An 18882-nucleotide genomic window follows, 5' to 3' on the forward strand; every position below is an offset into this window, starting at 1 on the left:
GGGCGTCCCCAGGACAAACCCCACTTCCTGGACTGGCCTTCAGGAACCCCTGGCCCCGGTGTGGAAACGCACCGGGGTCTTTTCATGCCGGGGCCTTTTCATGACAGCCGCCTCTGTGGCAGGACGCAGCGATGAGCGACGAACATGATGATGGCGGCACGGCGTCGCCGCTGCGCACTGGGATCGGCGAAGATGTGCGCAGGCGGCTGGACCGCAATCCCATGGTGCACCGCATCGACGCTCCGCAGCTGGACATATATGGCCGCCAGGATTTCCTGAGCGCGGAAGAAACAGCGGGCCTGCGCACGATGATCGACGCCGACGCCAAGCCGTCCACCCTGTTTTCGGGCAGCGCCAACGCCGACTATCGCACCAGCCATAGCTGCAACCTCAATCCCTGGGATCCGCTGGTGCTGGCGGTGAGCGATCGCATCTGCGCGCTGACCGGCCTGCCCGCCCGCCATGGCGAGACGCTCCAGGGCCAACGCTATGCGCCGGGGCAGGAATATAAGGTGCATTGCGACTATTTTCCCGTCACCGCCAGCTACTGGCCGCAAATGCGCACCAGCGGTGGACAGCGGACATGGACCGCAATGATCTATCTGTCGCCGGTCGCGGCGGGCGGCGAAACCCATTTTCCGCAATGCGAATTCATGGTGCCGCCGGTCGAGGGGATGATCCTGATCTGGAATAATATGGACCGGGACGGCGCGCCCAACCGCTTCAGCCTGCATGCCGCGCGGCCGGTGGAAAGCGGCACCAAATATGTCGTCACCAAATGGTTTCGCGAACGCCCCTGGGGCTGAGCATCGTCGTCAGCCCGTTACACTTTGCGACATAAATGACTGAAAACTGACAGGGTCATTCTCGCACCGTTCAGCCGCCGGACCGCATAACCCCTTCCTAGGCGACGGAACCCGATCCTGCCGGACAGGTTCACCCGCCACAGCATATGGGAGAATGTCTATGCGTAAACTCATCATCCTGGGCCTGCTGGCCGCCACCGTCGCACCCAGCGTTGCTTCGGCCCAATCCTATGGCGAAGCCCGCCGTAGCGAACGCAACCTGCGCGAAGAGCAGCGCGACTTGCGCCAGGCCCAGCGCTTTGGTGATCGCCGCGATGTGCGCGAACAGCGGCGCGACGTGCGTGATGCCCGTCAGGAAGTGCGTGAGGATTGGCGCGATTATCGCCGCAACCACAGGGACGTCTATCGTGGCGGCAACTGGCGCGCGCCCTTCCGCTACAGCCAGTGGAACGCTGGCGCGCAGCTGCGCCCTGCCTATTATAGCTCGCGCTATTATATCGCCGACACCAACCGCTATCGCCTGCCCCGTCCGGGCGTGAACCAGCGCTGGGTCCGCCACTATAATGACGTGCTGCTGGTCAACATCCGCACCGGCCGCGTCATCACGGCGCATCGCGGCTTCTTCTGGTAAGCGCTAACGAATACAAGAAAACGGCCCCGGACGATAAGTCCGGGGCCGTTTTACTTTTACCCCCGATTGGCCGCGCGGCCCGTTTCCGTGCGCGCGCGGCCGATGACGCGCGCAAGGCGCATCACCAGTCCGAAAGGGGGGTGGACCGAAGCGCGAAACGCCCCATCATGCCGGAATGTTCCGGCGCCATCGACCGGATCGTCGATCAGGCGGCGAGCGCCTGTGCGATCAGCTTGCGGCTGTTTTCGACGCCGTACAGCGCGATGAAACTGCCCATGCGCGGCCCTTGGTCCGCGCCCAAAAGCGTCTGGTAGAGCGCCTTGAACCAATCGCGCAATTCGGCAAAACCGAACGCCTCATCCTTGCCGATGGCATAGACGATATTCTGGATATCTTCAGCGGTCGCATCGGCTGGCAACGCCGCCAGTTCTTCGTCCAGCCGGCGCAGCGCAGCGGCCTCATTCGCGTGCGGAGCGCGGCGTGCAAGCGTCGGCGCTACGAAATCGCGATGATAGGCCAGCGCATGGCCGATCAGCGCGTCCAGTTCGGGGTAAGTCTGCGCGCTGGCGCCGGGCACGTAATTTTGCAGATAGGACCACACCTGCTCCCGGCTGGCATCGCCCATCACGCCGACCAGGTTCAGCAGCAGGCCGAAGGTCACGGGCAGTTCGCCCTGCGGCAGCTTGCCGTCGTGGATATGATGGACCGGGTTGCCGAGCTGCTGCTCGATCGCCTGCTTGGGATAATTGCCGCGGAACTGCCAATATTCGTCCACCGCGCGCGGGATGACGCCCATGTGCAGTTGCTTGGCCTTTTTGGGCTCGCGATAGGCGTAGAAAGCGAGGCTCTCCTGTGGCCCATAGGTCAGCCATTGCTCCAGGCTGAGGCCATTGCCCTTGGACTTGGAGATTTTCTCTCCCTTCTCGTCCAGGAACATCTCGTAGTTGAAACCTTCGGGCGGGCGACCACCGAGCGCGCGGCAGATTTTGGAGGATTGCGTGACCGAATCGATCAAATCCTTGCCCGCCATTTCATAATCGACGCCCAGCGCATACCAGCGCATCGCCCAGTCGACCTTCCATTGCAGCTTGGCCGCGCCACCCAGGATCGATTGCTCGATCGTCTCGCCTTCATCCACGAACCGCACGATGCCTGATTCGGCGTCGATCACCTCGACCGGCACCTGCAACACGATGCCGCTCTTGGCGCTGATCGGCAGGACGGGCGAATAGGTCGCCTGCCGTTCTTTGCGCAGCGTCGGCAGCATGATGTCCATGATCGCCTGATAACGCCGCAATACCTGCCGCAGCGCTTCATCGAAGGCGCCAGCCTGATAGCGCTCGGTCGCGGATACGAACTCATAATCGAAACCGAAGCTGTCGAGAAACTCCCGCAGCATGGCGTTGTTATGATGGGCGAAACTTTCGAACTTTCCGAATGGATCAGGCACCTGCGTCAGTGGCTTGCCCAGATATTCAGCGAGCATCGCCTGGTTCGGCACATTGTCCGGCACCTTGCGGAACCCGTCCAGATCGTCGCTGAACGCCACCAGCCGCGTCGGAATATCCGACAAGGAATGAAAAGCGTTACGGACCATGGTGGTGCGCAGCACTTCGTTGAACGTGCCGATATGCGGCAGGCCCGACGGACCATAGCCGGTTTCGAACAGGACATGCCCCTTATCCGGTGCGCCATGGCTATAGCGCTTGAGCAGCTTGCGGGCTTCCTCATAGGGCCAGGCCTTGGACGCCTGCGCGGCGGTGCGGATGATGTCGGACATGGTCATGCAACGCCCCCTAAACCCGGACAGGACGAAAGAAAACGGTATTTGGCGGCAAAACCACGTTAAGAATCGTTCTCAATTTAAGATTTCGTTAACCTTGCGGTCCGATAATTGCGCTGATTTGGAGGCGATATGCAGATACAGCGCAGCCGCGAACGCATTGCCGTGGACATCCCCATCGTCGTCACGACGGTATTGGACAGCCTGGAAGGCGTCATCGTCGACTTGAGCGAGGGCGGCGCGCAGGTGGTGGGCTGCACCCTGCCCACGCGGTCGCAATGTCAGATCGACCTGGACGGCTATATCGTCTTCGGCACCGTCCGTTGGGCCGAAGAGGATCGGATGGGCATCCGCTTTCCTTATGAGCTAAGCGACGGCCCGCTCTATGACCGGCTCGAAATGGCCCGCGCCGCGCTGCGTGCGCCAGTCGCCTTCCATCCGCGCGTCCAGACAGCGTTCAGCGCGGCCAGTGTCGGCGGCGGCGGTTTCGGGCGACGCACGGGCTGAACCGGCCCATATTTCAGGTTTTCCTTTTGTTCCTGCTCGCCTAAGCCGAACAGGTGATCGATCCCGCCACCCTGCCCGCACTTCACGCCAGCCATGGCGGCATATGGTTGCGCGAAGGAGACCGCACCCAGGCGCTGGCGAAGGGACAGGCGATCGCCCGCACCGCCGAAACCCCGGTGCTGCTGCTGAATGCTCCGCTGACCGGCCAACGGCTGGGCTATCCCGAATTGAACGGGCTCGATCTGCTCGAACTCTGGGCGTTCCTCCACCCCGCGCGCTTTCTGGTGCCTACGCCCAAGGGATTGGCGTACGCGCTTGGCCTGCCTGCGCCGACCAGCGAGTCGGACATCCCCGCGCTGTTGCAGCAAGGCGCGGCCTTGCTGCTGGGCCGCCTGGAATCGTCGGACTGGACGGAACGGGAGGGCGGCTGGACTTCGGCGCAGACGCTGCATCGGTTGCGCTGGCCCTGGTCACCGCTGGTCGCCCCGCGCATCCCCCGGCCCAGGGAGGCGGAGCGCTGGCTCTTTTCCAAACTGCCCGAATGGGAAGAGGCGCAACCCCGCCCCGCGCCCCGCACGATCAACCTGAAGGAAGACCAGGTGCTGGCCCGGCTGGACGCGCTGACCGGCACAGGGGCGGAACCGCGCCCCGGCCAGCGGGCCTATGCCGCCGCAGCGAGCGCGGCCTTCCTGCCACGCAAGCATCGCGACCAACCCAATATGCTACTCGCCGAAGCGGGCACCGGCATCGGCAAGACATTGGGCTATCTCGCCCCCGCTTCGCTCTGGGCGACGCAAGCGCAGGGCACCGTCTGGGTGTCCACCTACACCAAGGCGCTACAGCGGCAGTTGGACCGCGAATCGCTGCGCCTCTTTGCTGATCCAGCCATGGCGGCCAAACGCGTGGTGGTGCGCAAGGGGCGCGAAAATTATCTCTGCCTGCTCAATCTGGAAGATGCGTTGCAGGGCGGCTTCACCGGGCGCGCCGCGATATTGGCGCAACTGGTCGCGCGCTGGGCCGCGTTCAGCAAGGATGGCGACATGGTGGGTGGCGACCTGCCGGGCTGGCTGCCCACCCTGTTCCGCCGCAACGGCTCCACGGCCCTCACCGACCGCCGTGGCGAGTGCATCTATGCCGGCTGCCCGCATTATCGCAAATGCTTCATCGAACGGTCGGCCCGCGCATCGGCCGATGCGGACATCGTTATCGCCAATCATGCGCTGGTGATGATTAACGCAGCGCGCGGACGCGAAACCGGGCAGCGTCCGCAGCGCATCGTCTTCGACGAGGGGCACCACCTCTTCGATGCAGCCGATTCGACCTTCTCCGTCGCGCTGTCGGGACAGGAGGCGATCGAGCTGCGCCGCTGGATCATGGGGCCGGAGGGCGGATCGCGCGGGCGACGGCGCGGGCTGGCGGCGCGCCTCTCCGACCTTGCCAGCTATGATGAGGAAGGCGGCCAGGCAATCCGCGCAGCGATCGACGCAGCGCAGGCGCTGCCCGCAGACGAATGGTTGAAGCGCGTGGTGGCGGGCGAACCGTTCGGGCCATTGGAGGCGCTGCTCGCCGCGGTGCGCGGCACCGTCTATACCCGCGCGGAAGCGGCGGGGGAGGCGGATGCCGGCTACGGGCTGGAGACGGAACTGGCCGAGCCCGACGGCCCACTGGTCGAGGCAGCGCAGGAGGCGGCGCTGGCGCTCGACGCGCTTATCAAGCCGCTGGTGCGCCTCTCGCGCCGGATGGAGGCGGTGATCGAGGATGCGCCCGACTGGCTGGACGGTGCGGCGCGCGCGCGGGTCGAGGGGGCGATCGCGTCGCTGGGCTGGCGGCGCGACCTGATCGCCGCCTGGCTGGCGCTGCTGGCCCGCATCGGCGGCCCGGCCGACCCAGACTATGTCGACTGGATGACCGTCGATCGGGTCGAGGGGCGCGAATATGATATCGGCATCCATCGCCACTGGCTCGACCCGACCCGACCCTTGGCGGAAACCGTGCTGAAGCCCGCGCAAGGCGTGCTGCTCACCTCCGCCACGCTAAAGGGCGGCGGCGACTGGTCCAATGCGGAGGCGCGCAGCGGCGCTGTCCACCTGCCCCATGGCGCGGAACGGTTCGAGGCGGCGAGTCCGTTCGACTATCCCGGCCGCGCCGAAGTGCTGATCGTCACCGACATCAAGCGTGGTGACATCGCCGCCCTGTCCGGCGCCTATGGTCGGCTCATAGAAGCGGCGGGCGGCGGGACGCTGGGCCTGTTCACGGCGATCCGCCGTCTGCGGGCGGTCCACGCGCGCATCGCCGACCGGCTGGCGCGCACGGGCTTGCCGCTCTACGCCCAGCATGTCGATCCGATGGACACCGGCACGCTGGTCGACATTTTCCGCGACGATCCGCGCGCCTCGCTGCTGGGCACCGATGCCTTGCGCGACGGCGTGGACGTGCCGGGCCATTCGCTGCGGCTGGTGGTGATGGAGGGGGTGCCCTGGTCCAAGCCGACCGTGCTGCACGCCGCGCGGCGGCTCGCCGGGGGCGGGAGCGCCTATGACGACCGGCTGATCCGCGCGCGACTGGCCCAAGCCTTTGGGCGCCTCATCCGCCGGGCGGAGGACAAGGGCCATTTCGTCATCCTGTCCGCCGCCATGCCCAGCCGGTTGCTGAGCGCCTTTCCCCCCGGCACGCCGATCCGACGCTTGACGCTGGACGAGGCGATCATCGCCGTTAGCGTTCAATCGCGCGATCAAAGCCTTGGCGCAGGGGTCGCTTTGGGGCATCAGGGGGTCGAACACGGCTTGCCCAACCGGGAGTGACAATGAAGCGCCTGACCCTGTTGCGCCACGCCAAATCGGACTGGGACGATCCGGTGGCGCGCGATTTCGATCGCCCCTTGAATCGCCGCGGCGAGAAAGCGGCGATGTTGATGGGCCAGTTCGCCGCCCAGCGGAAAATGCAGTTCGACCTGCTGGTCGCCTCCCCGGCGGCGCGGGTCATGCAGACGCTGGAAACCTTCTTCGCAGGCTATGGTCAGACGCTGGACGCCCGCTGGGACCGGCGCATCTATCTCGCCTCCGCGCCTACCCTGTTCGACGTCGTGCGCGACCTGCCCGACAGCGCCGACAGCGCGCTGCTGGCCGGGCATAATCCGGGGCTGGAGGAACTGATCCTCGACCTGGTCCCCGACGATGGCGTCAATCCGCTGCGCGAGGATGTGGAGGTCAAATTCCCGACCGCTAGCATCGCGGTGCTGGACCTGCCCATCGAGAGTTGGAGTCAGGCGTGCGAGAATATCGCGACGCTGAGCAGTTTCACCCGACCCCGCGACCTCGATCCCGCGCTGGGGCCTGAAACGCGCTAAGCCGCAAACTCGTCCGTCGCGCGGATCAGCGCGTCCAATATCCCCGGCTCATTATAGGCGTGGCCCGCGCCCTCGATCATCTCGAAGCGCGCCTGCGGCCAGGCGCGGTGCAGCGCCCAGGCGGTTTCCGCCGGGCAGGCCATGTCGTAGCGCCCCTGCACGATGACGCCGGGAATGTCCGCGAGCTTGCCGGCGTCGCGAATCAACTGCCCATCCTCCAGCCAGCCGCCATGAACGAAATAATGATTTTCGATCCGGGCGAAGGCCAGCGCGAAATCGTCCGCATCATGGGTCGCCGATAGCGCCGGGTCGGGGAACAGACGGATCGTCTCCCCCTCCCACACGCTCCACGCCCGCGCCGCCGCAATTTGCGCCGCGCGATCGTCGCCGGTCAGCAGGCAGCGATAGGCCGATACCAGGTCGCCACGCTCCGCTTCCGGGATCGGCGCGACGAACCGCTCCCATTTGTCGGGATAGATGCGACTCGCGCCCTCCTGATAATACCAGTCGATCTCTTGTTTGCGGATCGTGAAGATGCCGCGCAGCACCAGTTCGGTGACCCGTTCGACATGCGCCTGCGCATAGGCCAGCGCCAGCGTCGATCCCCAGCTACCGCCGAACACCAGCCATCGCTCCACGCCCATCATCACCCGCAGCCGCTCGATGTCGGCGACCAGATCCCAGGTCGTGTTGGCGCTGAGTTCCGCATGGGGCGTCGACTGGCCGCAACCGCGCTGGTCGAACAGCAGCACATCATAGCGCGCCGGGTCGAACAGGCGGCGATGATCGGGCGATATGCCGCCGCCCGGTCCGCCATGGAGAAACACCGCGGGCTTCGCGCCGGGCGTGCCCGCCCGCTCCCAATAGACATGATGGCCATCGCCCACGTCGAGATGGCCGGAGGCGTGTGGGGCGATCGGGGGATACAGGGTGCGCATGGCGATGCTTTTAGCATCGCCGCCCCGCCCGGCCAGTCTCCATTCAGCCGCCACGATTACATCTTGCGACAAATATCGCTGGTTGTCGCCAATATCTTGCGACAAGCGGCTGCTAGGCCAGCAATCAGCATCGGGTTTGTCTGTGGGGGTTTTCGTGCGTTTTTCCGCTTGCCTATTCTGTGTCGCGCTCATGACCGGCGTCGCGCCCGGCGCCTTGATGGCGCAGGAGGAGAAGAAGGCCGCACCCCCCGTCGACATGGACGAAGGCGAAGAGATCATCGTCACTGGCCAGCCGCAGCGCGGATCGGTGATCGGCGACGTGCAGCCCGAACAGCAATTGTCGGCCGCCGATGTGCGCGCGCTGGGCGTCACCTCCATATCCGAACTCATCAGCGAATTGTCGCCGCAGACGAACGGGTCGCCGGTCATTCTGCTGAACGGCAAGCGTGTCTCCAGCTTCTCCGAAATTCAGGACATCCCGTCCGAAGCGGTGCAGCGGGTCGATATATTGCCCGAACAGGTCGCTCTCTCTTACGGCTATGCGCCGACGCAAAAGGTGGTGAACATCGTCCTGCGCCAGCGTTTCCGCGCCGAAACGGCGGAAGGGCGCGTCGCCACCACGACCCAGGGTGGGCGGGAAAATGGCAAGGTGGAAGCCGGGTTGCTGCGCATCCAAGGCGACAATCGCTTCACCCTGAATCTGCAATATAGCCGCGCTGTCGCTCTGCTGGAAAGCGAGCGGGGCATCATCGCCACTGCGCCGGGTCGCCCCTATGCGCTGGCGGGCAATATCGTCGGCGCAGGGGCGAACGGCGAGATCGATCCGGCGCTGTCGGCGCTGGCGGGGCAGACCGTCACCGTGGCGAGCGTGCCGGGCGGCGCGGCAGCAGGCGCGCCTACGCTGAGCGATTTTGTGGCGGGCGCCAATATCATCAGCGTCAGCGACCTGACCCGCTATCGCACGCTCAGCCCGGAGACGGAGAGTTTTTCCGCCAACGCCACCCTGGCCCGTGCTCTGGGCGGCGTGTCTGCGACGCTCAACGGTCGGCTGGAACTGTCCGACAGCGATTCGCTCCAAGGCCTGTCCCAGGGCGCGTTCGATCTGGCGGCGGGCAACCCCTTCTCCCCCTTCGCCAATGACGTCACCCTCTATCGCTACCTGGCGCAGGGCGGCGCGTTGCAGCAGCAGACCAAGGGCACCACCGGCCATGTCGGGCTGACCCTGAGCGCGCGGCTGGGCGGTAGCTGGCAATGGTCGTTCACCGGCAATGGCGACCTGTCGATCACCCGCACCCGCACCGACCGCGGCATAGATACAGGCGCGATCCAGACGGCGCTCGATGCCGGCGACACCAGTGTTAATCCCTATGCCAGCTTCGCGCCGGACCTGCTGACCACCCGCCTGACCGACCGGGCGCGTGCCGAAAGCCGTGCCGTGCAGGGCGATTTGCTGGTCAGCGGCACACTGTTCGGCCTGCCTGCGGGCGACGTGATGACATCGATCCGCCTTGGCGCATCGACCAATGATTTTTCCAGCCGGTCGGTGCGATCGGGCGTCGAAAGCCGGTCGGATTATGACCGTCAGATCGGCAGCGGCCAGATCAGCGTCGACTTGCCGCTGACCAGCCGGTCGCGCGATGTGCTAGGCGTGGTGGGCGATATCGGCGTCAATTTCAACGCCGCGGCGCAGCGCTATTCGGACTTCGGCACGCTCTCGACGCTAGGCTACGGCCTGCGCTGGGAGCCGGTCAAGGCGGTGCAGATCCTGATGTCCGCCAATCAGGATCGCGCCGCGCCCACCGGCACGCAGATCACCGATCCGCAGATCGTCACGCCCAACGTGTCGGTGTTCGACTATGCGACCGGGCAGACCGTGTTCGTGTCGCAACTGTCGGGCGGGAACGCTGCCTTGCGCGAAAGCGTGCGCGACCAGTTCCGCCTGAGCGCTCGGATCAAGCCGTTCGAAAAGCCTAACCTGACGCTGACCGCGACTTATCTCAACAGCCGCACCAGCAATCCGATCGCCGCTTTCCCCACGCCCACCCCGGCGCTGGAAGCGGCCTATCCGCAGCGCTTCATCCGCGATAGCGACGGCAACCTGCTCCAGATCGACGCGCGGCCGATCAATTTTCTCCGGTCGCAGAGCGAACAACTGCGCTGGGGCTTCGACTTGTCGATCCCGATCAAGTCGCATGTGCAAAAGCTGGTGGAGGCGTGGCGCGCATCGGGCGGCAAGCCGGAGGACCGGCCGCCCGAATTGCAGGCGCTGTTCGGCAATCGCGGCCCTCGCGCCCCCGGACAGGAAGGCGGCGGCGATCGTCCGCGTGGTGAGGGCAATAATGCCGGGCCGGGCGGCGGCGGACGTCCGGGCGGCGGTGGGCCGCGCGGCGGCGGCTTTGGCGGGGGTCGCGGCGGCGGCCAGGGCGGCGGGCGGATGACGTTCAGCCTCTATCACACCTGGCACCTGACGGAGAGCATCGACATCGCGCCGGGGGTGCCGCAACTCGACCTGCTGAACGGCGACGCCACCGGATCGTCCGGTGGCCAGCCCCGGCATGAGATCGAGGCGCGGGTCGGCTATATGAACAACGGCATCGGCGCGCGGCTGGGCATCGATTGGGAAAGCGGCACCCATGTCGATGGCGCGTTGACGGGCACGGCCGGCGGCAGTTCGCGGCTGAATTTCGGCAGCCTTGCCACCGCGAACCTGCGCCTCTTCGCCAATCTGGGGCAGGTGCAGGGGCTGGAACGCAAAATTCCCTTCCTGCGCGGCGCGCGGATATCGTTCAATATCGACAATATCTTCAACCAGCGACGCGAGGTCACCGACGCGACCGGAGCGACGCCGCTGCGTTATCAGCCGGGCTATCTCGACCCGCTAGGACGGACCGTGTCGATCAGCTTCCGCAAACTCTTCTTCCCCAATTTCGCGGCGGGCAATCGACCCCGTAGTTAAGCGCCCATTAGGGACGACTAAAGCCTGTCGTTCCTCGGCCGTTATGATGCTGTGTAACGGTTGGGGAGACGATAGTGACAAAGCCCGTCAGGATAGTGGTGGTCGATGATTCGCTCACCATCCGCGCGATGATCGAAACGCTGCTGGAGCGCGACCGGCGGATCGAGGTGGTCGGCATTGCCTGCAATGGCGAGGAGGCGATCGATATGATCCGGCTGGAAAAGCCCGATGTCGTAACGCTGGATATCGCCATGCCGGGCAAGGATGGCCTGGCGATATTGGACGAGATCATGGACATGGAGCCATGCCCGGTCATCATGCTGTCCAGCCTGATGCGCGACGGCGCGCCGATCGTCGCCGAGGCGATGGACCGGGGCGCGGCCGCCTGTTTCAACAAGGCGATGATCGTTCGCGAGGCGACCCGTTTCATCGGCCTGATCCGCGATCTGGGTCGCGGGATGATCGTGGCGGACACGGCGATAGAGCCGGTAGCGATCGCTGCCTGATCTGCGCGTTTCCCGGCGCACGCTGCGCGATAATCTGCGGTAGAAATGACAAAGGGAGGCGCATGGTTTGGGCCTCCCTTTGTCATTCCATGCGCCTGTCAGCGCGTAGAGGGCTTGGAACTGGCCAGCGCCATGGCGTTGGCGGAACCGCTTGCCGGCTTGACCGGCGCATCCTTGCCGGAAATCACATAGGCGCTCAACGCCGCGATCCCCAAAACCATCGCCATGCCCAGCACGGCAAAATTGCCGACGCCACGACGGCGAGCAGGCGTCTTCTTGTCCTCATCCCAATTGCGCATTCGACCGTCCCTATGCTGACATGTGCGTCGAACATAATCGCTGGAAGGATGCGGCGTTCCCGCCCGGCCCCGTGACATTTTGTTGCCAAACCGGCTGTGCACGTCACCCCGCTAGCGACTTGGGCGCATTGCGCAGGGTGCTGATATCGACCGATCCGGCGAATTCCACGCCCATCCGGTCGTCCTTCGACCATCGGCTGGTCGCGTTGACGAACTGGTTTTCGGCCAGTTCGATCGCGAACAACGTGCCTGCTGGCACATTCCACAACCCCTCGATCAGCGCGCCAGTGGCGGAAATGTTACGGACGCGGCCGGTATAGACATGGCCGTCATGATGGATCGCGATGGTGCGCAGCATCGTCTTGCGTTCGGGCCGGCTGGACCGGAAGCCGTTGGCGCTGACCGCGGTGCCCTGGCTGCGCTGGGCCGCCAGCACGTCGGCGGCTGGCATCGGCCTGCCATAGATATAGCCCTGGATGTGGCTACACCCCAGTTGGCGGATCAACGCCAGTTCATCCTGTGTCTCTGCGCCCTCTGCCGTCGTATCCATGCCCAGCGCTTCGGCCAGGCTGACGATCGCCTTGATGATGGCGCTGTTGCGGCTGCCCTTGGTCGCCGCGCCGCGCACGAAGCTCTGGTCGATCTTGATCTTGTCGAACGGCGCCTTCTTCAGATAGCCGAGCGAGGAATAGCCGGTGCCGAAATCATCGAGCGCCAACCGGACGCCGATCGCCTTCAGCCGGGTGAACATCGCGTCGGTGCCCTCGTCATCGTTCAGGAAGACGCTTTCGGTAATCTCCAGCTCCAACCGTTCGGGCGCCAATTGCGCACCGGCGAGCGCGTTCATCACCGTGGACGGAAAACCCGGATTGGCGAACTGGCTGGGCGAGACGTTGACGGCGACGCGGATGCCCTCCTGCCAGTCGGCAGCATCGCGGCAGGCGGTGTGCATCACCCATTCGCCGATCTGGCCGATCAGCCCGCTATCCTCCGCGATCGGGATGAACAGGGCCGGGGAAATCGGCCCGCGCACCGGATGGTCCCAGCGCAGCAGCGCTTCATAGCCGGTGATCTGCTCGGTCTTGGACGACACCACCGGCTGATAGACCAGGTGCAGCCCGTCGGCGGCGAGCGCCCGGCGCAGATCCTCCTCCAGCGCGCGGCGATCCTCCGCATCGGCATGCATGTCCGACGAATAGAAGCGATGGACGCCACGGCCATTGCCCTTCGCGGCGTAGAGCGCGAGGTCGGCGTTGCGGATCAACGCGTCGGCCGTGACGCCGTCATGTGGGCATCCGCTGATGCCGATCGACACGCCGATGACCACGGCAGTTCCTTCGATCATATAGGGTTGCGAGATCGACGCGATGATCGCCTGCGCCAGCTGGGCCAGCCCGGCCTGGTCGTGACGGCCCGGCAGCAATATCTTGAACTCGTCGCCGCCTTGTCGCCCGACCAGCCCTTTGTTACCGACCACCCGCTGCAACCGCTGGCTGACCTGCCGTAGCAGCGTGTCGCCCGCCGGATGGCCCAGCGTGTCGTTGACGATCTTGAACCGGTCGAGGTCCAGCATCATCAGCGCGCATTCGCCCGGCTTGCCGTGGCGGGCGGCGACCGCCTGCTCCAGGGAGCTGAGCATCTGGATGCGGTTGGCCAGGCCGGTTAGTGAATCGAACTGAGCCAGACGCGTCACCTCCGCCTGGCTGCGACGCATTTCCGTGAGATCGGTGCCCGACCCACGGAAACCGTGGAATTGACCATATTCGTTGAAGACAGGCTGCCCTGAAATCGACCACCAGCGCTCTTCCTTCGCCAGCGCGGCGCATACGGGCAGATCGGCAAAGCCGGTGCGGGCGGACAGGTGGAAGCCCAGCGTGCGTTCGCCATCGCCCTGCTTCTTGTCGCCGGGCCGGATGATCTCCGTAATCGGCCGTCCGATCAGCCCGTCGCCGGGCGCATCCAATGTCCTGGCCAGCGTGTCGGAAATATAGGTCAGGCAGCCTAGTCGGTCCGTTTCCCAGAACCAACCCCGCCCGGTGCGCTCATGCTCCTGCAACAGCCGGTCGGATCGTTGCGCACGCAGATCCTGGCTATGCCGGGCGATCGCCTGGTCGCGATCGGCCGTCGCTTGGCGCAGCGTGGCGACCAGCATGACGATGACGCAGCTGCACAGCAGGCCGATCTGGACGACACCAGCCTTTTCCGCGACCGACACCAGCAACGCACCCAGGAAATAGCTGATCCCCAACAGTCGCCGGTCGCCGAAAATGCACACCGCCAGCAGCGCCACCGCCAATTCAGGCACCGCCGCCAGGAACAACGCGTCGGTCGCCGCCCTGGCATCGCGCCCCAGCCACAGGCTGAACGTCAGGCCCGACAGGAACACCAGCGGCAGCATCATCCAGTTCTGGATATGGGGCATCCGCCGCTGGAACCATGACAGGCGCGGCGCGAGCATCAGCGCGCCATCAATCAACAGCATCGCGACCATCAGGCCGATCTGCACGATGTCATGGGAATAAAAGGGCAATTGCAGCAGCGCGACGACGCAGATCTTGGCCAGCAGGATCAGCGGCCACAGTCGGGCGATGTGGATGAAGGCGCCGGAAATCCAGGACGCCGACACCTCGGTTCCGCTTTCAGACAAGCCGAGCGCGACCATCAGGGTCATCGGGCGGGACGGACTATCGGCAAGGGATGCGCGAAGCAGGGACATACCCCAACTGGTAACGCAAACTTCTTGCCAGAGAATTACTTACGGCCAGTCATGACGATCCATAATGGCGCAGGCTAAAAACCGGCGCCGAAGCAACAGTCAGACTCGCATCGGCATCAGCACGTAAAGCGCGGGGCTGGCGTCATTTTCCCGGATCAACGTCGGCGCGGCCGCATCGGCCAGATGGAGTTCGACCAAGTCGCTGTCGATCTGTCCCAATATGTCGAGCAGATAGCGCGCATTAAAGCCGATATCGAAGCCTTCGCCCTGGAAAGCGCCTGGCACCTCTTCGGCCGCCGTGCCGTTTTCGGGGCTGGTGACAGACAGGGTGATCTTGTCCTTCTCCAGGCTCATCTTGACCGCGCGGGTCTTTTCGGTGGCGATGGTGGCGACGCGATCGACGCCCTGTTCGAAGCTGCGCGGGTCGATCTTGAGCAGCTTGTCGTTCGCGGTCGGGATGACGCGGCTATAATCGGGGAAGGTGCCGTCGATCAGCTTGCTGGTCAGGATCGCGCTGCCCAGGCCGAAGCGGATCTTGCTGGCCGACAGGTTGATCTGCACCGAACCGTCCACTTCATCGAGCAGCTTGCGCAGTTCGCCTATGCATTTGCGCGGGATAATGATGCCGGGCATCCCTTCCGCGCCGTCAGGGCGGGTCACGGTGACGCGGGCCAGGCGATGGCCGTCGGTCGCCGCGGCCTTCAACACCGGCTGGTCGTCGTCAGTGACGTGGAAATAGATGCCGTTCAGATAATAGCGCGTCTCTTCGGTCGAAATGGCAAAGCGCGTCTTGTCGATGATCTGCTTCAATGTTTCGGCCGGCAGTTCGAAACGCGTCGGCAGGTCGCCTTCCGCGATCACCGGGAAATCGTCGCGCGGCAGGGTGGACAGATTGAAGCGGGCGCGACCGGCCTGGATCAGCATCTTGCCCTCGGCCGCCTGGAGCGACACCTGGCTGCCTTCGGGCAGTTTGCGCGCGATGTCGAACAGGGTGTGGGCCGAAATGGTGGTGGCGCCGGCCTGCTCCACCTGCGCCGACACGCTTTCGACGATCTGGAGGTCAAGATCGGTCGCCATCAGCTTGATCGCGCCGTCGGCCGACGCTTCGATCAGGACGTTCGACAGGATAGGAATGGTATTGCGCCGCTCGACCACCGACTGGACGTGGCTCAGGCTCTTGAGGAGCGTCGCGCGTTCGATAGTGGCCTTCATGTCCCTGTTCTGTCCGTTTCTTTTTAAGCCGATAGCCGGAGATTCGGTCGAATCCCGGCGACAATGATGGATGCTTCTTCATAACCGCTATGGCGGCTTGGGCAAGCGCTGCATCGCGCTTTCGTTACGGAGCGGGGTTGCAAAAGGGGACGGCTTGGGCTTTGCCCGCAGGATGCGCCGCTTGCCTGCCCTCCTGATCCTGTCGCTGGTCCCGGCCATGCCGGCGCAGGCGCGCGATTCGCTTGGTATTTTCGAGGGTTGGGGCGCGTTTCGCGACCCCGGCGCAGGGCAGAACGGGCCGCGCTGCTACGCCATCGCACAGCCCGCCGGGCGACGGGGCCAGACATCCAGAGGCTTTGCATCGGTCGGCACCTGGCCGCGGCAGCGCGTGCGCGGGCAGTTGCATATTCGCCTTAGTCGCGCGCTGGCGGCCAAGGCGCCGGTGACGCTGACCGTGGGCGAGCGCCGCTTCGCGCTGGTCGCCGGGCAGATGGACGCCTGGGCGCCCGACGCCCGCGCCGATGCGCAGATCGTCGCCGCGATGCGATCTGCCAGCAGCATGAGCGTGGCGGGCGTGGGCGCGGACGGGCGCGGCTTTGCCGACAGCTACGCCCTGCGCGGCGCGGCGACGGCGATGGATGCCGCCGCACTGGGATGCGCGCGGCTGCGTTAGGCGCGCGCCGCTTCCAAAATCGGCAAAAATCGGCTAAGGGCGCGCCATGCAATCAGCCGCCAGCCCGCTCATGCCGATTCCCGGCCTTATCGACCCTGTGCCCGTGCCGCGCGCGGTGACCCCGCGAGAGGATGGTCGTACCGACCTGATGGGTCTGTCGCGCCCGCAGATCAAAGCGGTGCTGGAAGAGGCGGGCCTCGACGTAAAGGCCGCCAAGCTGCGCGCCAAGCAGCTATTCCACTGGCTCTATCATCGCGGCACCACCGATTTCGACGCCATGACCGACCTCGCCAAGCCGATGCGCCGCTGGATGGCCGACCGCTTCGTCGTGGGCCGCCCACAAGTGGTCGAAGCGCAGGTGTCGACAGACGGCACGCGCAAATGGCTGCTGCGCTCGGACGACGGGCAGGATTATGAAATGGTCTTCATCCCCGATGCGGATCGCGGCACGCTGTGCGTCTCCAGCCAGGTCGGCTGCACGCTTAATTGCAGCTTCTGCCACACCGGCACGATGCGTCTGGTGCGCAACCTGACGCCGGGCGAAATCGTGGGGCAGGTGATGCTGGCGCGCGATGCGCTGGGCGAATGGCCCAAGGGCAATATGGCCGCCTCGAACGATGTCGATGATGACGAGGACGCGCCGCAATATTCGCCGGATGGGCGGATGCTGACCAACATCGTGATGATGGGCATGGGCGAACCGCTCTATAATTTCGACCATGTCCGAGACGCGTTGAAGCTCGTCATGGACGGCGATGGCCTCGCCTTGTCGAAGCGGCGCATCACCCTGTCGACGTCGGGCGTGGTGCCGATGATGGCGCGCGCGGCCGAGGAGATCGGCGTGAACCTCGCCGTCTCGCTCCATGGCGTGACCAAGGCAGTGCGCGACGAACTGGTGCCGCTCAACCGCAAATATGGGATCGAAGAACTACTCCAGGCCTGCGCCGACTATCCCAAGGCGAACAACGCCCGGCGCATCACCTTCGAATATGTGATGATCCGTGACAAGAATGACAGCGACGATGACGCGCGCGAACTAGTCCGCCTGATCCGCAAATATAAGCTGCCGGCCAAGGTCAACCTGATCCCGTTCAACCCCTGGCCGGGCACCGATTATGAATGCTCGACGCCAGAGCGGATTCGCGCGTTCAGCAGCATCATATTCGAAGGCGGCATCAGCGCGCCGGTGCGCACCCCGCGCGGGCGCGACATCATGGCGGCGTGCGGCCAGCTTAAATCGGCAAGCGAGAAGAAGAGCAAGGCGGAAATGAAGCGCCTCTCTGAAGAGAAGCAAGCCGCGCTCGGATGATCGCGGGACCATAGGCTGCGCCACGGTGCAGGACGACAAGCCCCGCCAGCGATGGTGGGGCTTTTCTGTTGGGGGAACGACGATGACCGATGAAGAGATCGACGCGCTGGCGCAGGGCTTTTGCGCCTGCACGCTGCCCAAGGAACGCTGGACCCATGGCGCGCATTTCGCGACCGCCCTGTGGCTGATCCGCATGCGCCCGGACTTGCAGCCCGAACACGATATGCCCGGCATGATCCGCCGCTACAACGAGAGTGTCGGCGGGGTAAACAGCGCAACCAGCGGCTATCATGAGACGATCACGCAGGCGTCGCTGCACATGGCGCGCCGCCTCCTGGCCGGGCTGCCGGGCGATGTGACCCCTGCGATCGCCTATGCCGCGCTGATGGCGTCGCCGCTGGGGAGTAAGGACTGGCTGTTCACTTACTGGTCGCGCGACGTGCTGATGGCGACATCGGCGCGGCTGGCGTGGGTCGCACCCAACTTCACGCCCTTGCCCACATAGAAAAAGAGCGGCCCTTTGCAGGACCGCCCTTTCCCTGATTCCGATCGAGAGGGATCAGAAACGGAAGCCGATGCCGACAACCGCGGCGTCGCGGCCGCCGATGTTCTGCTCATATTCGGTGCGCTGATATTCAGCCGAGATGTAGGTGTTCGGGGTTGCCGCGAACTCCAGGCCGCCACCGTAGCGCACGCCTTCCAGGCCAACGCCGTCGCCGTCGATTTCGAAGCGGGTCGAGGTGTAGCCGACCTTGCCGAACGCCAGGACGCGCGGGGTCACGACGTAACCGGCGCGCAGCGAGGCGGTGATGTCACGGCTGACGTCCAGGTCGCTGTCGTCGACCGTGGTGTCGCCCAGGCTGACTTCCACGCCGCCGACGATGTTGGGCGCGAGCGCCAGGTCGTAACCGGCGTTGACCCCGTACGAGAAGCCTTCTTCGCCGCCCAGCTTGTCATAACCCAGCGTCACGCCCGCGCGCGGCCCGGTGAAGGGCGCTGCGTCCTGAGCGAAAGCAGGAGCCGAAACAAAAGTGGCAGCAGCAAGGGCTGCGAAAATCACAGTCTTCATAAAGTCCTCATTTATTATCTAGTCACCGTGATTGAGACATTAATCCGGTGTTCAGGTTCGATGCCAAGCAATCATGAACTTATTCTCACGACAACTCTTGCGACTCTTCTCTCCATTATCGGGAGATCAAG

Annotated in this window: 16 protein-coding genes; 10 read left to right on the forward strand and 6 right to left on the reverse strand. The window is 64.8% G+C overall.

Annotation, left to right across the window (positions count from 1 at the left end):
* Positions 1–131 precede the first annotated feature (131 nt).
* Together CEQ44_RS20400 and CEQ44_RS20405 are read left to right on the forward strand one after the other, a co-directional pair.
* Complete coding sequence (locus CEQ44_RS20400) at positions 132–806, forward strand: 2OG-Fe(II) oxygenase (RefSeq protein WP_088182311.1); 675 nt, start codon at positions 132–134, stop codon at positions 804–806.
* A 160-nt stretch (positions 807–966) separates the two neighbouring features.
* Positions 967–1437, forward strand: coding sequence for an RcnB family protein (locus CEQ44_RS20405; RefSeq protein WP_088182312.1), 471 nt, complete (start codon positions 967–969; stop codon positions 1435–1437).
* Positions 1438–1642: 205 nt separating this feature from the next.
* Here CEQ44_RS20405 and CEQ44_RS20410 read toward each other — a convergent pair whose 3' ends face one another.
* The gene (locus CEQ44_RS20410; protein WP_088182313.1) at positions 1643–3223 is read right to left on the reverse strand and encodes a lysine--tRNA ligase; all 1581 of its coding nucleotides are present in this window, start codon (positions 3221–3223) and stop codon (positions 1643–1645) included.
* 129 nt (positions 3224–3352) lie between these two features.
* Here CEQ44_RS20410 and CEQ44_RS20415 point away from each other — a divergent pair, with 129 nt between their 5' ends.
* Genes CEQ44_RS20415 through CEQ44_RS20425 form a run of 3 tightly spaced genes read left to right on the forward strand, consistent with a single transcriptional unit; the run spans position 3353 to position 7073 of the window.
* Entirely contained in the window at positions 3353–3727 is a 375-nt protein-coding gene (locus CEQ44_RS20415) for a PilZ domain-containing protein (RefSeq protein WP_088182314.1), read from the forward strand.
* A 53-nt stretch (positions 3728–3780) separates the two neighbouring features.
* Positions 3781–6528 (forward strand): ATP-dependent DNA helicase, encoded by a 2748-nt coding sequence (locus tag CEQ44_RS20420; protein ID WP_088182315.1) that lies wholly within the window; start codon positions 3781–3783, stop codon positions 6526–6528.
* 2 nt (positions 6529–6530) lie between these two features.
* Complete coding sequence (locus CEQ44_RS20425) at positions 6531–7073, forward strand: histidine phosphatase family protein (protein WP_088182316.1); 543 nt, start codon at positions 6531–6533, stop codon at positions 7071–7073.
* Here CEQ44_RS20425 and pip read toward each other — a convergent pair.
* Positions 7070–8011 (reverse strand): prolyl aminopeptidase, encoded by a 942-nt coding sequence (gene pip, locus CEQ44_RS20430; RefSeq protein WP_088182415.1) that lies wholly within the window; start codon positions 8009–8011, stop codon positions 7070–7072. The two genes, CEQ44_RS20425 and pip, sit on opposite strands and share 4 nt — an antisense overlap.
* Before the next feature lie 190 nt (positions 8012–8201).
* Between pip and CEQ44_RS20435 the strand changes: the two genes are divergently transcribed.
* Together CEQ44_RS20435 and CEQ44_RS20440 are read left to right on the forward strand one after the other, a co-directional pair.
* Positions 8202–10967 (forward strand): TonB-dependent receptor, encoded by a 2766-nt coding sequence (locus tag CEQ44_RS20435; protein ID WP_088182317.1) that lies wholly within the window; start codon positions 8202–8204, stop codon positions 10965–10967.
* A gap of 74 nt (positions 10968–11041) precedes the next feature.
* A complete protein-coding gene (locus CEQ44_RS20440) occupies positions 11042–11473 on the forward strand; it encodes a response regulator (protein ID WP_254913781.1) in 432 nt (143 codons plus the stop codon).
* Between the two features lie 98 nt (positions 11474–11571).
* Here the strand turns inward: CEQ44_RS20440 and CEQ44_RS20445 are convergent, their stop codons facing one another.
* The 3 genes from CEQ44_RS20445 to dnaN form a co-directional block, all read right to left on the reverse strand.
* Entirely contained in the window at positions 11572–11772 is a 201-nt protein-coding gene (locus CEQ44_RS20445) for a hypothetical protein (RefSeq protein ID WP_088182318.1), read from the reverse strand.
* A gap of 103 nt (positions 11773–11875) precedes the next feature.
* A complete protein-coding gene (locus CEQ44_RS20450) occupies positions 11876–14488 on the reverse strand; it encodes an EAL domain-containing protein (protein ID WP_176400198.1) in 2613 nt (870 codons plus the stop codon).
* Between the two features lie 99 nt (positions 14489–14587).
* Positions 14588–15700 (reverse strand): DNA polymerase III subunit beta, encoded by a 1113-nt coding sequence (gene dnaN, locus CEQ44_RS20455; protein WP_088182320.1) that lies wholly within the window; start codon positions 15698–15700, stop codon positions 14588–14590.
* 172 nt (positions 15701–15872) lie between these two features.
* Between dnaN and CEQ44_RS20460 the strand changes: the two genes are divergently transcribed.
* The 3 genes from CEQ44_RS20460 (at position 15873) to CEQ44_RS20470 (ending at position 18187) form a co-directional block, all read left to right on the forward strand.
* Positions 15873–16373 (forward strand): invasion associated locus B family protein, encoded by a 501-nt coding sequence (locus CEQ44_RS20460; RefSeq protein ID WP_088182321.1) that lies wholly within the window; start codon positions 15873–15875, stop codon positions 16371–16373.
* Positions 16374–16419: 46 nt separating this feature from the next.
* Positions 16420–17682, forward strand: coding sequence for a 23S rRNA (adenine(2503)-C(2))-methyltransferase RlmN (rlmN, locus tag CEQ44_RS20465; RefSeq protein ID WP_088182322.1), 1263 nt, complete (start codon positions 16420–16422; stop codon positions 17680–17682).
* A gap of 82 nt (positions 17683–17764) precedes the next feature.
* Positions 17765–18187, forward strand: a complete 423-nt coding sequence (locus tag CEQ44_RS20470) for a hypothetical protein (RefSeq protein ID WP_088182323.1) — start codon at positions 17765–17767, stop codon at positions 18185–18187.
* Positions 18188–18241: 54 nt separating this feature from the next.
* Here the strand turns inward: CEQ44_RS20470 and CEQ44_RS20475 are convergent, their stop codons facing one another.
* Positions 18242–18751, reverse strand: coding sequence for a porin family protein (locus CEQ44_RS20475; protein WP_088182324.1), 510 nt, complete (start codon positions 18749–18751; stop codon positions 18242–18244).
* Positions 18752–18882 lie beyond the last annotated feature (131 nt).

Source organism: Sphingobium sp. Z007, assembly GCF_900013425.1.
Lineage (GTDB): Bacteria > Pseudomonadota > Alphaproteobacteria > Sphingomonadales > Sphingomonadaceae > Sphingobium.

Bases quoted from the DNA above. Each gene is read 5' to 3' on its own strand.
- CEQ44_RS20400 (WP_088182311.1), top strand. From the start codon at position 132: ATGAGCGACGAACATGATGATGGCGGCACGGCGTCGCCGCTGCGCACT.
- CEQ44_RS20405 (WP_088182312.1), top strand. From the start codon at position 967: ATGCGTAAACTCATCATCCTGGGCCTGCTGGCCGCCACCGTCGCACCC.
- CEQ44_RS20410 (WP_088182313.1), bottom strand. From the start codon at position 3,223: ATGACCATGTCCGACATCATCCGCACCGCCGCGCAGGCGTCCAAGGCC.
- CEQ44_RS20415 (WP_088182314.1), top strand. From the start codon at position 3,353: ATGCAGATACAGCGCAGCCGCGAACGCATTGCCGTGGACATCCCCATC.
- CEQ44_RS20425 (WP_088182316.1), top strand. From the start codon at position 6,531: ATGAAGCGCCTGACCCTGTTGCGCCACGCCAAATCGGACTGGGACGAT.
- pip (WP_088182415.1), bottom strand. From the start codon at position 8,011: ATGCGCACCCTGTATCCCCCGATCGCCCCACACGCCTCCGGCCATCTC.
- CEQ44_RS20435 (WP_088182317.1), top strand. From the start codon at position 8,202: ATGACCGGCGTCGCGCCCGGCGCCTTGATGGCGCAGGAGGAGAAGAAG.
- CEQ44_RS20445 (WP_088182318.1), bottom strand. From the start codon at position 11,772: ATGCGCAATTGGGATGAGGACAAGAAGACGCCTGCTCGCCGTCGTGGC.
- CEQ44_RS20450 (WP_176400198.1), bottom strand. From the start codon at position 14,488: ATGTCCCTGCTTCGCGCATCCCTTGCCGATAGTCCGTCCCGCCCGATG.
- dnaN (WP_088182320.1), bottom strand. From the start codon at position 15,700: ATGAAGGCCACTATCGAACGCGCGACGCTCCTCAAGAGCCTGAGCCAC.
- CEQ44_RS20460 (WP_088182321.1), top strand. From the start codon at position 15,873: ATGCGCCGCTTGCCTGCCCTCCTGATCCTGTCGCTGGTCCCGGCCATG.
- rlmN (WP_088182322.1), top strand. From the start codon at position 16,420: ATGCAATCAGCCGCCAGCCCGCTCATGCCGATTCCCGGCCTTATCGAC.
- CEQ44_RS20470 (WP_088182323.1), top strand. From the start codon at position 17,765: ATGACCGATGAAGAGATCGACGCGCTGGCGCAGGGCTTTTGCGCCTGC.
- CEQ44_RS20475 (WP_088182324.1), bottom strand. From the start codon at position 18,751: ATGAAGACTGTGATTTTCGCAGCCCTTGCTGCTGCCACTTTTGTTTCG.